This is a genomic window from Paenibacillus graminis (genome assembly GCF_000758705.1).
GTDB lineage: Bacteria > Bacillota > Bacilli > Paenibacillales > Paenibacillaceae > Paenibacillus_AQ > Paenibacillus_AQ graminis.
On record NZ_CP009287.1, the window covers coordinates 5,177,054 to 5,193,311 of the forward strand.

The following is a 16,258-nucleotide window of genomic DNA, read 5'->3' on the forward strand; positions in this document are numbered from 1 at the left end:
TATAAAAAGGAGATGGCTCTTGATGCCCCAACCACAAACCTCTATTTGGGGAACGATCCTGACTTGTGTGGAGATTGGCTTGAATATCTACGCGCTGCAAGCCGAACGCGACCAAGGGATTGTCCTTGATGCTGACTATGCAAAAAAAGCGCTCAGCGAAAACGCATTTCAATTGGGAAAAGAACGCGATGGCCATGTGTATTTCGATGATGTGAAAAGTATTGTCCCTACGTATGAGCTAGCCAAACAAGGTGCCATTACACATCCGGAATTACACGCTGTAGCCGAAAATCCAGAACAACTCGTCACAGAAGGCCATTACTTTGCACCCGAATATTTCGGTGATTTTCCTCCGCCACACGATGATCATGGTCAAGCATACCCTCAGCAACAAACCTGGGATAACGGTGTTTTTCTGGTTGAACGGCCACAAGGGATGCAGCTTGCCGTCCATCAGACGATCGCTGAACATGTATTGTCCGATATGGCCCTCATGCATGCTGCCGGTCATGAATCCTATTGGTTTTATCCCCTAAACGACTGCGCCATTCCCATTTACGAATTGTCCGCCTCTCATCCCGGCGTCTTAGCCAAAGTCATAAACGAGGATAGCTTACTGCACACCCTCTGCGATGATTATCCTTCCTATGTTGGAATTCATAACCTGCACACTGAAGAATGGGGTCATATCTTTGACCGCCCTGCTCCCAGTTCTCTTTTCCTGCAGGCTCAGTTGGATGAAGCGGCTGGGCGAAACAACGAAGACATTCCCCTTTCACCTTCCAGTTATTCGGCGCAAAGTCAGGAGTTCCAAACCATGCAGACTCATGAACCTACAGACGCCTTCTACGAGCCAAGTGATGGGATGGAGTGGTGAGAACAAAGCCTAGGCTTGGATTGGCACTTCTGATTGTCCTACTCGGATCAATCAGCAATCTGTTTATCAGCACCGCCTTGCACAACCTTCTATCGGGCTTTACTTCCTCCCTAGCTTTCCCTTCTTTGAGCCACAGTCTCCACAGCCTGATGAGTAGCAAACCCCACCTGCTCTTATTCTTCTGTTTTCAAGGCCTGGTTATGATACTGGCTACCTTATTTTTTGTTTTCAACAACCAGCCCTATCAAAGTGAGCTGAAGCAAGTGGCTCCGGGAATTGAAACGCCCGTGCCTACTGGACAACATCAACACGGTTCTGCACGCTGGATGCGAGATGAGGAACTCCTGCGTCTGTTCGACAATGAGACGCTGGATCTCCAGCATCCTTTCCTGGAGAAGTTAATCGCGACTGGGTATGAGGATTTGACCTTTCTAGATCAACGGAAGAAAGAAGGGGACGCAAATGAACCTCCTTCATTCTAAAGAGATTCCCAGAATAACGAGAAGGAATGATACCTCTTCTTCTCCACCTATATCTTCTGGTGGAATTGTACTAGGCATGCAGCGTGAAGGTAACCGGGAGCGTCTCTACTATATCGGGGATGATGTGCATTCCCTGTGCGTAGGAGCTACTCGGAGCGGTAAATCGCGTACAGTGGTGTTACAATCCATCGGCCTCTTAGGACTGGCTGGAGAATCCATGGTCATCAGTGACCCGAAAGCGGAATTATTTCATTTTAGCCATGTGCTGTTAGAGAAACTGGGATACACCGTCTGGACGCTGGATTTCCGGCATCCCGAAAAAAGCCATCACTATAACCTGCTGCAACCTATTATCGACGCAGCACTGGCCGATGACCAGGAACAGGCCGAAATGCTGGCTTGGGATATGACACAGGTATTGGTCGGCAAATCACAGGGAGAGAAAATCTGGACGAATGGAGAAATGTCGGTTATTGCTTCTTCCATTCTTAGTGTAGTTTGGGATAACATCAAACGTCCGGAATATCAGAACCTCACCAATGTATATTGGTTTTTGGCAGAGATGAACCGACAGATCGGCAACAAGACTCCGATGCAGGAATACCTTAAACGCCTACCTCAGAATCATCCGGCCCGTGCCCTGCTCAGCATTTCCGACATTGCGCCTTCTCGCACCAAGGGTAGCTTTTATACTTCGGCACTTACGACTCTAAGACTTTTCACATCCAAATCTATTTATGCCATTACCCACAAAAGCGACTTTTCCCTGGCTGACCTCGGTCAGAAGAAACAGGCGCTTTTTATCATTCTTCCGGATGAAAAGACCACCTTCTACCCTGTCGCTTCCCTGATGGTTTCGCAGCTCTATGAACTCCTTACCACTCAGGCCGATGTCCGCGGCGGGAGATTGGAACGGCGTGTCAACTTCATTTTAGATGAATTTGGCAACTTTACACCGATTGCAGATTTCACCAACAAACTGACGGTAGGCGGCGGACGTGGGATGCGCTTCAACTTATTTGTCCAAAGCTTTGAACAGCTCAAAGAGAAATACGACGATCATGTAGCCGGTACGATCAAGAGCAACTGCCAAACCTGGATTTATCTGCAGGCTGATGATCTGGAGACCTTACGTGAAATCAGTGAGAAGTTGGGGACATACACCACCTCTAGCTATCAGCTTTCAGCTTCGCATGGCAAATATTCTACTCCCAGTACTTCCCACAGCCTTAATTTATTAGAGCGCAAGCTACTGACCGTTGACGAAGTACGCCGTGTGTCCCGGCCTTATCAAATCGTCCTCTCCCGTTCTCACCCCGCCATGATGTATTCTCCGGATCTCAGTGAATGGGCATTTAACGCCATGATGGGTCTGGGCGACAAGGAACATAACCGACACGTCCGCGAGGAACGAGAGCAGCGCCGACCCATTCTGACTAACACGAGAGAGGAGGTGAAGCTGTGGAACATCTGGATTTATTATCAAAAGGACATCGCAAGACAATTGGCCGAGCAACGTCAGCAGGCCGCAACCTCCTCCGGCGGATTCATGCCTCCGCCCTTCGACGATTAGAATTGACCAAGAGATTCATCTATCGTCTTACGCTCAATATGAGCATCCTTTTCAGTTGTTTGCTGATAAATTCCCAATCTGTCTATGCATCAGGAGATATCAAAGGCAGCAAGCTTGTAACCGGTACGGAGAAGTTAATCGGAGATGTCACGACTTGGTTGATGATCCTCGCCCCTGTAGTCGCTGGCTTGCTTATCATTTACTTCTGCATCCGGCGCTCTGCTGCGGACGAGATGGACACGAAGAAGTGGAACAATCGGATTATCGTGGCCATCGTTTCTTGTATTGGAGCCGTGCTTGGTTCAGCCACTCTCAATGTCATTATCGGCTATTACAAGTAATTCGGGCGTGTCCCCTGGACAGGCTCTTTTTGTTTTCCCTACCACACTATATTTCTGGAGGTTATGAATAATGAAAAAATGGTTGAAGGCAGCAAGGGAAAAAAGCATAGATACTGCAGCGCTGGCAAAACAAACCCTGCGCAATCGTCGCGGAGAAGGTTACGTAGATACCGGGATCAAAATTCTGATTGCCGTTGTCATCGGAGCCTTGCTGCTGGCCGGCCTGTATGTGCTATTTAATGGCACGATTCTTCCAACCCTGACACAACGCATCAAGGATATGTTCAACTACAAAGGCTAATCCCACTACCTTTTGCGGGAGCGGCCTTAGCGCCGTCTCCTGCAGGAAGGAGGCATGAAGCTTGGAAAAAATCATTTTGCTGCTAGTCATTGCGCTTTTGAATGGTTCTTTGGTCTATATTGACTCTTTGCTGAAAGACATCATTCCAATTTCCCTGTACGCCGAGAAATACATGACGTTAACCACTGGAGCAAATCTGCTTGAAAATCTCTACGACATTGTGTTCTCGTTCGGTGTCGCCTTAATGATCCTCAAATTCCTGAAAAAGGGTTTCGAAATTTACGTGTTATGGACCGATGGCGATCCTGATGAAGAACCTCTTTTTCTGCTCACCAACTTTTTCCGCTCCATGGCTGTTGCGATCTGCTTCCCCACCATTTATACCTGGCTCGGTCAAATTGTCGAAGACTTATCCAATCAACTGCTGGGAGCAATCGGTCAATCTACTAATTACGATTGGCAGATGTGGGTCAATGCCTTAGAGTCTGCCGGATTGGTCACAGCTGTCTTTGGCCTCATCTTCGTGGTGTGTTTCTTCATTCTGTACTTCCAGTTTTTGATGCGAGGACTTGAAATGTTTATCTTGCGTGTTGGCATCCCGCTGGCCTGCGTCGGTTTACTGGACAACGACAAAGGCGTGTTCCGTGCATATGCTCAAAAATTCATGCAATCCATGCTGGCAGTTGTCATTCAGATTGCCCTAGCAAAGCTGGGCGTCGGATTAATGCTACAGAATCACGTGTTTTGGGGGATGGCCTGCATGATGCTGGCGATCCGGACCCCTCGCTTCCTCTCCGACTTCTTGATTACAACCGGAGGCAATGGAGGCGTGGTTAACAATGTCTATCACAGTATCAAGCTCGTTGGCATGGCGCGCAAACTGGGCAAGGCAGGTTAGGCGATGGTAACCCTAGAGGAATTAGCCCAAGCCTGTATCTTGCTCATACGTGCGGGCTGTGTATTTCGCTTCATCTATACCATGGTCCGGCTTTCCGGAGCAGATGAGGAAGTAAGCAAGTATAAGAAGCGCGCTCGCAATGTAGTCATCTTCTATGTACTCGCGGAAAGTATCTGGCAGATCAAGGAGATCATGCTGCATTACTATCAGTAGCTTGACACTTGAGTCGCTTATACGCACAAAGAAAGGAGCATCCACCTTGAATGAGGAATTACAAACGTTATATATCCCTATGGGTGTCAAACCGCAAAGCGAATGGTTTCCAGGCTTCGGTAAATCGCAACTGATTCAAACCTTCGTTGGCTCCTTCGGAGCTTTTTTTCTTGCCCTTATGATCTGGCTCCTGAAAGGCAGTGTCCCCTTTGCCGTCGTCACCTTCCTCAGTGGTGTTGCTGCTTCTGTGATGATGACAACCAAAGATCGGCATAACCTCTCTGTACTGGATCAACTACGCTTTATGGTTGCATTCAAGAAAAGCCAGAAGTATTACCCTTACCGTGCTCTGCCAGAATGGGATAACAATTCGGTATGAGCAGCATTTCCCTTCATATATGGCTGCTCTTTCCTCTTTTGCTCTGGGCAAGTATTTGCGACCTGAAAACGAAACAAATCCCAAATGTTATTCCCCTCGCCATCTTCCTCGTAGGTTTACTCCACTTCTCCCCGCTCTTCTCCATCTTTGGACTACTGTGTACCGGAATTCCCTATTGGATTGGTGCCATAGGTTCAGACGGTAAAATTGGCGGCGGTGACATCAAACTGATGGCAGCTTGCGGCTTTGTATTCGGCCCTCTATATGGGACGCTACAAAGCCTATCCGGCTTGGGATTCGTGCTAATTTTCGCGACTGCTATTGCCCTTCGTCATGGATTTCACATCGCCAAATATACGGCCTTACCGCTTGCTCCCTTTTTATCTGCTGGCGGTGTGGTGGTCGTTATACTGGCTCATCTCACTAAGTAACTGTTCATTTCTAGGAGGTCACTCAATTGAAAAACCTTTTTCGAAAACGTTCGACTGTAGGCTTTCTTTGTATTATCCTCTCGCTCATTTTAACATTGGGGATTGCTCCTCTGTTAAACCAAAAAAGCAGTGAACAAACCAGTATTGTCCGTTTGGTTAAGAACGTGACCAAAGGAACCGCAATTGCCTCGGACGATATAGAGACGGTACAAGTTGGGGCATATCATTTACCGGCCGATGTACTGTCGTCACCGGACAATGTAATCGGCCATTACGCAACTGTCGATATGCTCAAAGGGGATTATCTTCTTCCTGGGAAACTGTCTACGGTGCTGCTGGACGCCTATGTAAGCCGCTTGAGTGGAACCAAACAAGCCATTTCGATTTCGATCAAAAGCTTAGCTGCTGGTTTATCCGGAAAACTGCAATCCGGTGACATTGTAACTCTGATTGCTTCCGACTATGGTGAACTGCGTACCACGACTGCCCCGCCGGAATTGCAATATGTAGAGGTACTGGGAGTTACAACGAGCAGTGGTGCTGAGGCCCAATCACCTGAGAATGCATCAACGAATTCGGATGGAGAAGAACAAGAACTGCCGTCAACCTTAACGTTGTTAGTTCTTCCGCAGCAAGCATCCCTCTTGGCCGACCTGGAAAACAAGAGCAAACTTCATGTAGCTTTGGTCTACCGCGGAGATGCAGCTACTGCCAAAATTTTCACTGATAAACAGGATGCTTATTTCGCAGCAAGTTCTGCTCCGAAGGAGGAGAGCGGTCATGAATGACAAAACATTGATTGCCGTATGGGGCAGCCCAAGCAGCGGAAAGACGGTGACAGCAGTAAAGCTGGCTCAAGCCTTTGCCAATCGAAAACAGAACGTGCTTTTGCTTTGCAGTGATGCGCTTTGCCCCTCTGCGGGCACGATTGCGCCAAAGGGTAGCGCCAATCATGCTTCTCTGGGAGAACTACTGAGCTTGCCAGCTTTAAGCCAGGACGATATTTTACACTATGCTTTACCGCTTGATGTCTCTCCGCATATAGCACTTCTGGGATACAAAAAAGGAGATAGCTCCTTCAGCTATGCAACCTACAGCCGTGAGCGTGCCGTAGATTTGCTAACCCTTGCTCGTCATATGGCAGATGTGGTCATTGTCGATTGCTCGAGTTATCTTTCAGCCGATCTTTTATCCGTTATTGCGCTGGAGTTGGCCGATCATGTGGTACGCATCCACAGTTGTGATCTAAAGAGCCTGATGTTTTTCGCTTCCTATTTGCCACTTTTGACCGACCATCGCTTTCGCCGCTCCAGTGTTGTTCCGGTGTTATCTAAGGTAAAACCCGAGCAGGACAGCAACGAATACACTCAGATCTTTGGTGGTATCGACATAACACTGCCCTACCTTCTGCAGATTGAACAGCAAGTAGCTACGGCTCAATTATTGGAGGATTGTTCTGGCAAAGAGGCCGCTGCCTACCTCCAAGGCATTCATTCATTAATCGACCACCTATTGCCGGCCAAATCAGCAGCCACTCCGCCTAAACGAACAGATTCTTCCAGCCACCCTCTTTCCTATTTCAAAAACACATTGAATCGTTTCTCGCGAATGAAACGAGGTGACCGTTCTTGAACCATGCTGCTCATTTTTTCTCTACCGAGTCCAAATCGTTTACCGATGTGCTGCAAGAGGTTCAGAGCTATCTTTCCGGAAAATACGCAACGTTGATTAGCCGAAAACCCGAAGAGCAGAAACAGCAGCTTATCGCCTATATGAGTCAATATCTAACCGACCATCGCCTACACGTGCCAGGACTATCCTTTGATGAGCTGGTCAACCGTCTGTATGCCGAAATGGTTGAGTACTCCTTCCTCACCCGCTACCTGTACTCTAAAGACGTTGAAGAGATCAACATCAATGGCTATAACGATGTCAAAATCAGCTACACGGATGGCCGAATTATTCCGGCTGAGGAACAGTTCTCATCGCCAGAACATGCTATTGATATCGTCCGGCGGCTGCTGCATCAATCTGGAATGATTTTAGATTATTCACAACCGATAGTACGCGGACATCTTGCCAATAACATCCGTATCACGGTATTCGGACCACCGATTACGGATAAAGAAAAAGGCATTGCCGCCTCAATTCGGATCATTAATCCACAGAAGCTAGCCCGGGAAGATTTCGTCGTCAATGGCACGGCGACTGCCGAAATGCTCGATTTTCTAAGTCTTTGCTTGCGTTACGGCTTGTCTATGTGTGTGACAGGCGCTACAGGCAGCGGCAAAACCACTTTGATGAGCTGGCTTCTCTCCACCATCCCCTTTGAAAAGCGGATATTCACGATTGAAAATGAGACTCGTGAATTTGATTTAGTCGTCCAGGATGAACACGGACTGGTCCTCAATAATGTTGTACACACTGTAACCCGGTCTAGCGAAGATCCACGGCAGCATATTGACCAGGAAAGACTGCTGGAGTTTGCCTTAACTGCCAATCCGGATGTGATTTGTGTGGGCGAAATGAAATCAGCCGAGGCGTTCGCTGCTCAGGAAGCAGCCCGAACTGGGCATACCGTCATTACGACTACCCATGCTAATTCTTGTTTAACCACCTATTACCGCATGGTCACACTTTGCACCCAGAAGTACGAAATGAACGACGCTACGCTGTACAACTTGGTGACAGAGGCGTTTCCGCTGGTGTTATTCGTCAAGAAGCTGGAAGATAATTCTCGGCGGATCATGGAGATTACAGAATGCCGCATCCTGCCAAATGGGCAACGGGAAATCGCTCCCCTATTTCGCTATGCCGTTCATTCCATCAGGGAAATTAGCGGAAAAATTGTGGTGGAGGGCGGATATGAAAAGGTCCGTGATATTTCTCCTGAACTGCAAAAGAGGCTTTTAGAAAACGGAATGCCATTGTCTCGGCTTACCACACTTCTGGAAGGAGGAGCAGCATGATTTTGTTTTTAGTTTCCTTCGTCGTTTTATCTGCTGGCTGCCTATTGCTACTGGATCTATCTCCGCGGGTGTTAAGAGAGGAATTATCGCACACCCTCACACATTTATCCTCACGACAGCTTTCCCTCGGTAAACGCGTCCGATTGGCTCAACACCCAAAAAAACTCAAAGGGTGGCGCGCTGCTATCCAAGAAGCGAAGGCTATTCTTCAGCAAACCGGGCAAGTAAATAAAATTGGACTTATGGCCGCAAGCTCTTTGGCCTTAGCTATTCTGGGGGCCATACTGGGAATGATGCTTCACAACGGCTGGCTGGCCCCGGTACTAGCTGGAGGGCTCGCCCTCTGTCCTGTATGGATGGTCATCTTCACCTCCACCTTCTATAAGAAACGGCTTCACGCTGAGCTAGAAACCTCCCTCTCTATTATCACTACCTCATATCTGCGTAGTGAGAACATACTGGCAGCGGTCGAAGAGAATGTGCCGTACCTTAATCCGCCGGTATCCGATGTCTTTCAGGCATTCCTAGCCGAATCCAAACTGATCCACTCCAATTTGCGCTTAGCGCTTCTTCAGCTGCAGGACCGAATTAATGACAGCGTCTTTCAGGAGTGGTGCACTGCGCTGATCGCTTGCCAGGATGATCGCACACTCAAGTCCACGCTAATGCCAATTGTCGCCAAGCTTTCGGATATGCGCGTGGTTTCTGCTGAGCTAGATTATCAACTGTACGAACCATTGAAAGAATTTATAACGATGGCGCTGCTCATGCTGGGAAACATCCCTTTGCTCTACTTTCTCAATCGGGATTGGTTCCACAGCCTAACTGATAGCTTGCCGGGACAAATGGTGCTGGCTCTTTGTGGCGTGACTCTCTTTATTGGGTTTGCGGCAGTCATCCGGTTAACAAGGCCTTTGGAGTATAAGCGATGAAGGACGGAGCTATTGAAACTGCCTATTGGTTGGGTGAATTGCTGGAGACAACTCCTCAGGAGCAGGAGGAGATTGCTCACCTACTCGATCAGCATGGGACGAGCGAATTCTGGGTGCGGCTGAAAGAGTGGGAATTCTCTGATGAGCTTTATACCAATTTGCATTTTGTCAGCGAGGTATTGAAGAACCTAAAGGAGCCTACCTGATGGCCTTAAATCCATTGGATGATCAATTAATTACGGATTACATCCAATCGCTCTCACGTTTGACCGGCATTCCGCTTGATAAATTACAGCAATATGGATCTGCAAACAACTTGCTGAACGCTTTGGAGCATCCGTACTCTTTGGAATTAACAAGCGCGCAAATTCGCAAGGTTGAGCTACTGAACGCTTTCCTTCGTTCTCATCGTTTTTTGCAGTGGGAAGAAGAAAACGCCAAACAAGTGATCTCGTCACCTGAAATAGCAAATCGCTATTTCTCCATCCATCTGGCCGGCATAAAAGATCGGGAGCGTTTTATGGTTGCTTTTTTGGACCGCAAAAATCAAATCATAGAAACAAAGGTGATTTCTGAAGGAAGTGTAAGCGAAGCACAAGTCTATCCCCGGAACATCCTGAAGGCTGCTTTGAATGCTGACTGTTCTTCGATCATTCTGGCCCATAATCATCCAAGTGGAATTTCCACACCTTCACCCGAAGATATCATGCTTACCAAGAATCTAGTCTCGATTTTCTCTCCCCTTCATATCCAGGTTCTTGATCATATTATCATTGCAGGAACAACCTTCGCCTCGCTTGCCAATCTTGGACAAATGCCGCGTGTTGCAGAAAGTACACCGAGTTATAGTAGTCAAAGGCATCAGGCTCGGGAAATAAATACTCCCTATTCTATCGAGTTCCTTCCTTCTTCTGCGTTGGAAAAACAAACTGATGATGAATGGGAGAGATAAAGGAGGCACCTCACACTTATGACCTGTATACTGATTGGTTTCCAATTCCTTATGGCAGTTGGATCTTATTTTATTGTCGCAGAATGGATAAAACTCCCCACTTTAGCTTCTACTCGCGCAACTCTTCTGGTTGCCAGAATTGGGAAAGCTAAAGACTCCATTTTGCAAAGCGTCATTTTTCGTTTATCTACTTGGCTAGCCGGCAAGTTAAAACTCAGCGATTACTACAAGCGAAAAACGGCGGCGACCTTGCGTTCAGCGGGGATATCACTCACCCCTGAGGCTTATTTAGCCGGGGCAATTGTAAAGGCTGGATTAATCTTCTGTGCAGGATTCTTCATTCTTCCACTGCTTCCACTGTTGTTTCCAGTATTTATGTTTCTCGCAATTGCTGTTTTTTTCAAGGAATCGCGGCAGGCAGACGAAGTCGTGCGCAAGAAACGGGAGCAAATCGAAGTGGAGCTTCCCCGTTTTGTTGCCACCATTGCCCAGGAGCTTAAGGCATCCCGCGATGTACTCCGCTTACTGGAGGTTTACAGTAAACATGCTGGCGGTAGCTTAGAACACGAACTGAATATGACCGTAGCAGACATGAAGAGTGGCAATCAGGAAACAGCTCTTTTACGGCTGGAGGCACGATTGGGAAGCTCCATGCTGTCTGATGTAGTGCGCGGGTTACTTGCCGTTATGCGCGGTGATCAAGGTTCAGTTTACTTCGATATGCTTGCCCATGATTTCAAACTCATGGAAATCCAACGCCTTAAACTCACAGCCATGAAACGACCTGGGAAAATCCGAAAATATTCTCTTTGGATGCTGGTCTGCTTCATGTTGATGTATGTAGTCATTTTGAGCATGGAAATTATGAGGACTGTCGGCACTCTTTTTTAGTCATACGCTCACCTTATGAGAAAGGAAGCTGGCTATGAAGCACCTCATCAATAAACGTGGCGAGGGATATGTGGATGTTGTCGTATTGGTCATGGCCGTCATGCTTTGTGTGGCGCTGGTGGTAAAAGTTATCCCCGTCTTTGTAACAAAATATCAATTAGATACTTTTGCGGCAGAGTTAGCGCGCGAGGCTGAGATTTCAGGTAGAGTCGGACAGGAAACTACGCAGCGAGCCGCAGAACTACAGGCGCAAACGGGGCTGCACCCTACGATCTCCTGGAGCAAAACCGGGCAGATTCAGATCAATCAGGAGTTCACGGTGACGCTGAATACCACTGTTAATATCGGGTTGTTCGGCGATTTTGGTTCCTTTCCAATTGAGCTCACGGCGAAAGGCCCCGGCAAAAGCGAGGTGTACTGGAAATGAAGATCCTTCTGAAAAATCGGTCTGGTAGCGGATTCCCCCTAATTGTAGCTATTGTATTAGCCGTGTTGCTTCTCTCTTGCGCTGTGTACGAATTTTTAAGACTCAGCATTATAGCCTCCGGAGTACGCGATGCAGTTCAAAGTGCCATTATTTCCGTTGCAATAGAAAACTACAGCAATGTCTATCCAAGTCTTCGACAAAGCTACTCAGGAGGATACATTCGTTCCTCGGGTGGATGGGCAATAAAGGTTTCTACAGGTGACATCTACACTCGGCTTGTAAAAACTCTAGGATTAGTCCAAGAAGGAAATCAATATGTAAAGCGGACAGGGGGAGAGGTTGAATACACTATTTCCGATCTAAAGGTCACAATACAAAACCCAATCTTTGCTCCCTCCTCCACTGAGAGCATCCAGCAATTCACTGTACAGGCCGTTATTCACCTGGAAGTACCACTTTCTTTTGGCTGGGGGCATTTGCCCTCTATGAAAGCAGACTTGCCGATTCAAGCCGTTTACCGCCCTAAGTTCAGTAAGTAAAGCATTATTTCATAAAAAAACAAAAAACGTTACGCTGTTTCTATTGGAATTTACATTTTTATACAGTAATATAGAGATAGTATCTCCCACTCCAAATTAATCTTTTTTATAAAGGAGATGTAGAATTTTGAAGAAGAAAAGAATTTTATTGATAGCCAGTGGCCTGGTCATTGTAGCCATCGGAGTATACTTGTGGAGTGACTCTTCCCATCCAGATGATAATAAGAATGTAGCTACTCTTAGTAATAAGGTTTCCGTTGCTTCACCCTCTCCTGCAATAAAAGCACCCGACGTAACAAAGGCCCTCGTCATCTCTTCGGAACAACCAAGTTCATCACAAGTTGCTGTACCCGAAATCAGCCCCCAACCTTCGCCTTCTGAAGCCCCTATCCTCCAGCCTGAAAAAGAAGCAACCAAGGTTGAAGTCCCTATCTCCCAGCCTAAAATAACCTCTAAACCCACAGAACCACCAAAACCAAAAGTTAAGGAGCCTGAAAAAGTAAAGTCCTCTGCGACCCCACCTAAGTATGACGAGAAGCAAACTGAACCAAATAAGGAAACGGCAACTACTCCTAGAGCAGGAGATAAGAACGACAAAGGGCAAGTTTATGTTCCTGGGTTTGGTTGGGTCAGGGATCAAGGCGGTGGGAGTCAAGGAACAAGCGTAGGCAGTGAAGGCGATGAACTAACCGGCAACAAAGTTGGCTCGATGGACTAAACACTACACACATTAATTGGAGCGTAGCAATCTGCTACGCTCTTTTTATTTTGGAGGAGGTTTATTCTTTGAAAAAAATAAAATCAGTTCTCCTCATCATCGCAGTTCTTCTGTGCGTGTTTCCATACTCCGGTTACGCTGACGGAACAGGAGATGGCAACATTGATCATGGCGGAGGAGGCATGGGCAGCGGCAGTGACCAGAGTTTTTGGAATACTCATGATGAAGGAGTGCGAGTAACAATCATTCGAGACAGTGACCAAACCACTGTCGCTCCACCAGTTGATCTCACAAATCGAACACCGCCGAATGCAATTCTGCATTTTGGTAAAGTCAGCAAATTACAGTATACTCACGGAGCGTATTTAACACCAAACACCGGTGTGTATACCTATGTTCACCCCCAGAAAGAGCTTCCCTTCATTATTAAGTCGAAAAGCGGGCAGACCAGCATTGAAGAAACTAAAAGTTATTTTACAGACGAACTGGTTGTTCAATATATAGCAGAAGCCAGTCATGTCGATTACGACACTCTGACTAATGGTAACTATAAACTGCTCATTGAACCGATTGCCTACATCACCTTTCAAGGTGTACAAATGGCCATGACTGCACATGAAGCTGCCTTGTACGATCAAATCCTTAGTGGTGGTCTACGCTCAAAGATGGTCAGCCTAACCCACCAGAATCTTCCTCTATCTTTGTTTTTGGAAACACCAGATCTTGGCTTCCCAGCCTGGGACGGTCCTACGGACAGTCGCGTGAGCAACGATCAAATCATCAGTTCTCTTGGACTCGGGATAGTACGCTTTAAAGACGCTCCAACCATTCCCCCTCCCACCGAAAACAGCTTACAGTACCGCACTGACACTGATGTCATCACTTCCGTACACCTTTCCACAAGCACTCAGATTACCCCCAAAGCCCCTGCCAGTGTTACTTTCTATATTATGGGCAGCTGTTACACAGTAACAAATATCGTTATTCCAGATGGGGATAGCCAGGTCGTTTGGGTAAAATGGAGAACCCCAAGTAAAGCGCAAACCGCTACCATTCATATTACATCCTCTAATGGCTGGCTTAGCGAAAGTACAATTACAGCCTCCATTGTCGATATAAATCAAAATCCACCACCTGACCCCAAAGCAACCGATCTAAATACCAGCTATGTTCTACCCAGTGTTCCATCTTACTCCAATCGAACATCAGCATCTTGGGGTGTGTGGTCCGCCAGCTGGCATGAGTATTGGGTATGGATATCCAATTGGCAATGGTACACCACGGGAAAAGACACTGGCTACTGGCAAGATAATGGGCATTGGCGGGACGATGGATGGTGGGATTATACACGCACAAGCTATATGGCCACCTTCTCCGCAACTCAATCCCTCCTACCTGATCCAAAGTCCCCTTATCTCTTATCGAATCAAATGAAATCAGGATACGGAATTGAAATCAACACTACTACCGCTCTATCTTCTAATGCTCCAAGCAGCCACATTACAAGAGCACAACATGCCGTTTCCTATTTCCCCGAATTTGCTTATCAAAACTACTGGCGGTTGCATGATATAAAATCCTCAGGATATAGCACAAGCTTTTGGCTTAAGCCTAACGAATATTCCACTTATCAAAGCCGCGTACATTTTACCCCCATCTGGTTCCCTAACGGGTCCTATACGCCGATCACTCGAATTCTGGACGCATGGACGCCCGAAGGAATGCTTACGATCCAACTGCAAAAATCCATCACCATCTCCGGAAATTTGTTCTCGGATTGGCATGTTGCCCCGGAGAATCCTAAATAGAAAGATGGTGCCGCTCCAATGCTGCTTCCTATCGTCATGCTGCTCCTCTGCCTAATCGGTGGAGGAGCTGTTTTATTTTACTTAAAAACAAACAAGCCTGGCTCCAAAACTCCCCTCAAATCAAGCGAGCAGACAGCCCAGCAATTCGTAAACGTCCAAGATATCCGAGAAAACTTTCTGTATACCCAAGATGGTTGGCTGCTCTGCTATCTTCGCATTTTCCCTATCAGCCTAGATTTACTCAGTAGCTCTGAGAAAAAGCTCCTTATCAATAAACTAACAGCCGAATTATCCTCCATCCGCTTTCCCTTCAAGTTCTTGGCGGTTAGCCGCCCAGTAGATATTTCTCCACTTATTTCTGAACTTGTCACGGCAATCCCCACTGCAGACTCCAAACAAAAAGAGCTTTTGCGGCAAGAAATTGCAGAAATGAACACCTTGGCTTTGTCCGGAGAAGTGGTGGAACGGCAATTTTATTTGATTCTATGGCAGCAGCAAGAAAACGGAGAACGGGATTTATTGGAGAAAGCTAAACGGCTTGTTCAGCATTTTGAAGATGGACAAGTACAAGCTCATGTATTAAAGCAGCATGAAATTGTTCAACTGTGCAATTTAGTCAACAATCCTTCTTTCATTCATTTAGAAGACTCAATCTTCAGCGCGAACATTCCAGTGTTAAAGGAGGTTTAAACTTTGGATCCGGTTACAGCTAAACTATTACTTAAACTTTCGGCAAGAATTGCGGCCGATAAAGAATCGCGTAAACGAATAGTCCTGCTCATCGTCACTCCCATCATTGCCTTTCTACTTCTCGTATCTTTGGTACTCCAGATTCTCACCTCACCTATTGAGTCACTCAAACTCATGCTGAACACGAAAGAAACTCCGGTGGTTGATGAACTAAGAGTGGACTACGGCTTCACTCAAGCACTTCAGGCCTCTGACGATGGATATGTAGAAAGCCTTGGACAGCAATATGAAGACGTCACTTTTCAAGATGGAAGCCAGGAAGTTGTTTACTTCAATCAACTCGATACACGCTGGGCGAATCTGCCCTATGGTCCTCTTGACACCATTGGCGTTGCTGGCTGCGGGCCGACTTCATTGTCTATCGTAGTTTCTACTTTGACGGGGAACACCGTCGATCCCGTGACGATGTCGAAATGGGCTTACGAACATGGCTACTTGGCTGAAGGAGTTGGCAGCTATCATAGTTTGATTCCCGATGGTGCCAAACATTTTGGCCTAAATGTAACTGGTTCCTCTATCAACGAAGCACAAAAGGTCATAGATGCCTTAGCTCAAGGAAAGCTTGTAGTCGCCATTATGAGCAAAGGTCACTTTACATCATCGGGTCATTTCATGGTGCTGCGAGGTGTCACCTCAGATGGAAAAATATTGGTTGCTGATCCAGCCAGCCGTAAACGTAGCCAACAAGCATGGGATTTCTCGATCATCTTGAATGAAGCCCGGAAGAACGCTTCCGCAGGTGGCCCGTTCTGGATTATCGGTTGAAGGAGGACAGCA

General features: G+C 47.0%; 22 protein-coding genes. All 22 read left to right on the forward strand.

Features of this window, described 5'->3' with window-relative positions:
* The first annotated feature begins 22 nt into the window (after positions 1–22).
* The 22 genes from PGRAT_RS22255 to PGRAT_RS22360 all read left to right on the forward strand — a co-directional run bounded on the left by PGRAT_RS22255 (position 23) and on the right by PGRAT_RS22360 (position 16,246).
* Complete coding sequence (locus PGRAT_RS22255) at positions 23–877, forward strand: hypothetical protein (RefSeq protein ID WP_025705841.1); 855 nt, start codon at positions 23–25, stop codon at positions 875–877.
* Positions 874–1,359 (forward strand): hypothetical protein, encoded by a 486-nt coding sequence (locus tag PGRAT_RS22260; RefSeq protein WP_025705842.1) that lies wholly within the window; start codon positions 874–876, stop codon positions 1,357–1,359. Before PGRAT_RS22255 ends, PGRAT_RS22260 begins: the two co-directional genes overlap by 4 nt.
* 76 nt (positions 1,360–1,435) lie before the next feature.
* Complete coding sequence (locus tag PGRAT_RS22265) at positions 1,436–2,932, forward strand: VirD4-like conjugal transfer protein, CD1115 family (protein ID WP_202903639.1); 1,497 nt, start codon at positions 1,436–1,438, stop codon at positions 2,930–2,932.
* Positions 2,933–2,991: 59 nt separating this feature from the next.
* Positions 2,992–3,273 carry an Mbov_0395 family pilin-like conjugal transfer protein gene (locus tag PGRAT_RS22270; protein WP_238326809.1) on the forward strand — a complete coding sequence of 94 codons (282 nt, stop codon included), beginning with the start codon at positions 2,992–2,994 and terminating at the stop codon, positions 3,271–3,273.
* 70 nt (positions 3,274–3,343) lie between these two features.
* Positions 3,344–3,574 (forward strand): DUF6133 family protein, encoded by a 231-nt coding sequence (locus PGRAT_RS22275; RefSeq protein ID WP_025705845.1) that lies wholly within the window; start codon positions 3,344–3,346, stop codon positions 3,572–3,574.
* A gap of 61 nt (positions 3,575–3,635) precedes the next feature.
* A complete protein-coding gene (locus PGRAT_RS22280; protein ID WP_025705846.1) occupies positions 3,636–4,472 on the forward strand; it encodes a conjugal transfer protein TrbL family protein in 837 nt (278 codons plus the stop codon).
* 3 nt (positions 4,473–4,475) lie between these two features.
* On the forward strand, positions 4,476–4,685 hold the full coding sequence (locus tag PGRAT_RS22285; protein WP_025705847.1) for a hypothetical protein: 210 nt from the start codon (positions 4,476–4,478) through the stop codon (positions 4,683–4,685).
* A 46-nt stretch (positions 4,686–4,731) separates the two neighbouring features.
* The gene (locus PGRAT_RS22290; RefSeq protein ID WP_025705848.1) at positions 4,732–5,064 is read left to right on the forward strand and encodes a hypothetical protein; all 333 of its coding nucleotides are present in this window, start codon (positions 4,732–4,734) and stop codon (positions 5,062–5,064) included.
* A complete protein-coding gene (locus PGRAT_RS22295; RefSeq protein WP_025705849.1) occupies positions 5,061–5,495 on the forward strand; it encodes a prepilin peptidase in 435 nt (144 codons plus the stop codon). Before PGRAT_RS22290 ends, PGRAT_RS22295 begins: the two co-directional genes overlap by 4 nt.
* Before the next feature lie 26 nt (positions 5,496–5,521).
* A complete protein-coding gene (gene cpaB / locus PGRAT_RS22300; RefSeq protein WP_025705850.1) occupies positions 5,522–6,283 on the forward strand; it encodes a Flp pilus assembly protein CpaB in 762 nt (253 codons plus the stop codon).
* Positions 6,276–7,127 (forward strand): MinD/ParA family ATP-binding protein, encoded by an 852-nt coding sequence (locus tag PGRAT_RS22305; protein ID WP_025705851.1) that lies wholly within the window; start codon positions 6,276–6,278, stop codon positions 7,125–7,127. The genes cpaB and PGRAT_RS22305 overlap by 8 nt, the downstream gene beginning before the upstream one ends.
* The gene (locus PGRAT_RS22310; RefSeq protein WP_025705852.1) at positions 7,124–8,464 is read left to right on the forward strand and encodes a CpaF/VirB11 family protein; all 1,341 of its coding nucleotides are present in this window, start codon (positions 7,124–7,126) and stop codon (positions 8,462–8,464) included. The genes PGRAT_RS22305 and PGRAT_RS22310 overlap by 4 nt, the downstream gene beginning before the upstream one ends.
* Positions 8,461–9,396 (forward strand): type II secretion system F family protein, encoded by a 936-nt coding sequence (locus PGRAT_RS22315; protein ID WP_025705853.1) that lies wholly within the window; start codon positions 8,461–8,463, stop codon positions 9,394–9,396. The genes PGRAT_RS22310 and PGRAT_RS22315 overlap by 4 nt, the downstream gene beginning before the upstream one ends.
* Positions 9,393–9,602 carry a hypothetical protein gene (locus tag PGRAT_RS22320; protein ID WP_025705854.1) on the forward strand — a complete coding sequence of 70 codons (210 nt, stop codon included), beginning with the start codon at positions 9,393–9,395 and terminating at the stop codon, positions 9,600–9,602. The genes PGRAT_RS22315 and PGRAT_RS22320 overlap by 4 nt, the downstream gene beginning before the upstream one ends.
* Positions 9,602–10,348: a JAB domain-containing protein gene (locus PGRAT_RS22325; RefSeq protein WP_025705855.1), complete on the forward strand. Its 747-nt coding sequence runs from the start codon at positions 9,602–9,604 to the stop codon at positions 10,346–10,348. The genes PGRAT_RS22320 and PGRAT_RS22325 overlap by 1 nt, the downstream gene beginning before the upstream one ends.
* A gap of 18 nt (positions 10,349–10,366) precedes the next feature.
* Positions 10,367–11,239, forward strand: coding sequence for a hypothetical protein (locus tag PGRAT_RS22330; protein ID WP_025705856.1), 873 nt, complete (start codon positions 10,367–10,369; stop codon positions 11,237–11,239).
* A gap of 34 nt (positions 11,240–11,273) precedes the next feature.
* Complete coding sequence (locus tag PGRAT_RS22335; protein WP_025705857.1) at positions 11,274–11,666, forward strand: DUF4320 family protein; 393 nt, start codon at positions 11,274–11,276, stop codon at positions 11,664–11,666.
* Positions 11,663–12,205, forward strand: coding sequence for a hypothetical protein (locus PGRAT_RS22340; protein ID WP_036705099.1), 543 nt, complete (start codon positions 11,663–11,665; stop codon positions 12,203–12,205). Before PGRAT_RS22335 ends, PGRAT_RS22340 begins: the two co-directional genes overlap by 4 nt.
* Positions 12,206–12,332: 127 nt before the next feature.
* Entirely contained in the window at positions 12,333–12,923 is a 591-nt protein-coding gene (locus PGRAT_RS31790; RefSeq protein WP_025705859.1) for a DUF6550 family protein, read from the forward strand.
* 68 nt (positions 12,924–12,991) lie between these two features.
* Positions 12,992–14,731, forward strand: coding sequence for a DUF8193 domain-containing protein (locus PGRAT_RS22350; RefSeq protein ID WP_025705860.1), 1,740 nt, complete (start codon positions 12,992–12,994; stop codon positions 14,729–14,731).
* An 18-nt stretch (positions 14,732–14,749) separates the two neighbouring features.
* Positions 14,750–15,421 (forward strand): TraC-like domain-containing protein, encoded by a 672-nt coding sequence (locus tag PGRAT_RS22355; RefSeq protein WP_025705861.1) that lies wholly within the window; start codon positions 14,750–14,752, stop codon positions 15,419–15,421.
* Between the two features lie 3 nt (positions 15,422–15,424).
* Positions 15,425–16,246, forward strand: a complete 822-nt coding sequence (locus tag PGRAT_RS22360) for a C39 family peptidase (protein ID WP_025705862.1) — start codon at positions 15,425–15,427, stop codon at positions 16,244–16,246.
* Positions 16,247–16,258 lie beyond the last annotated feature (12 nt).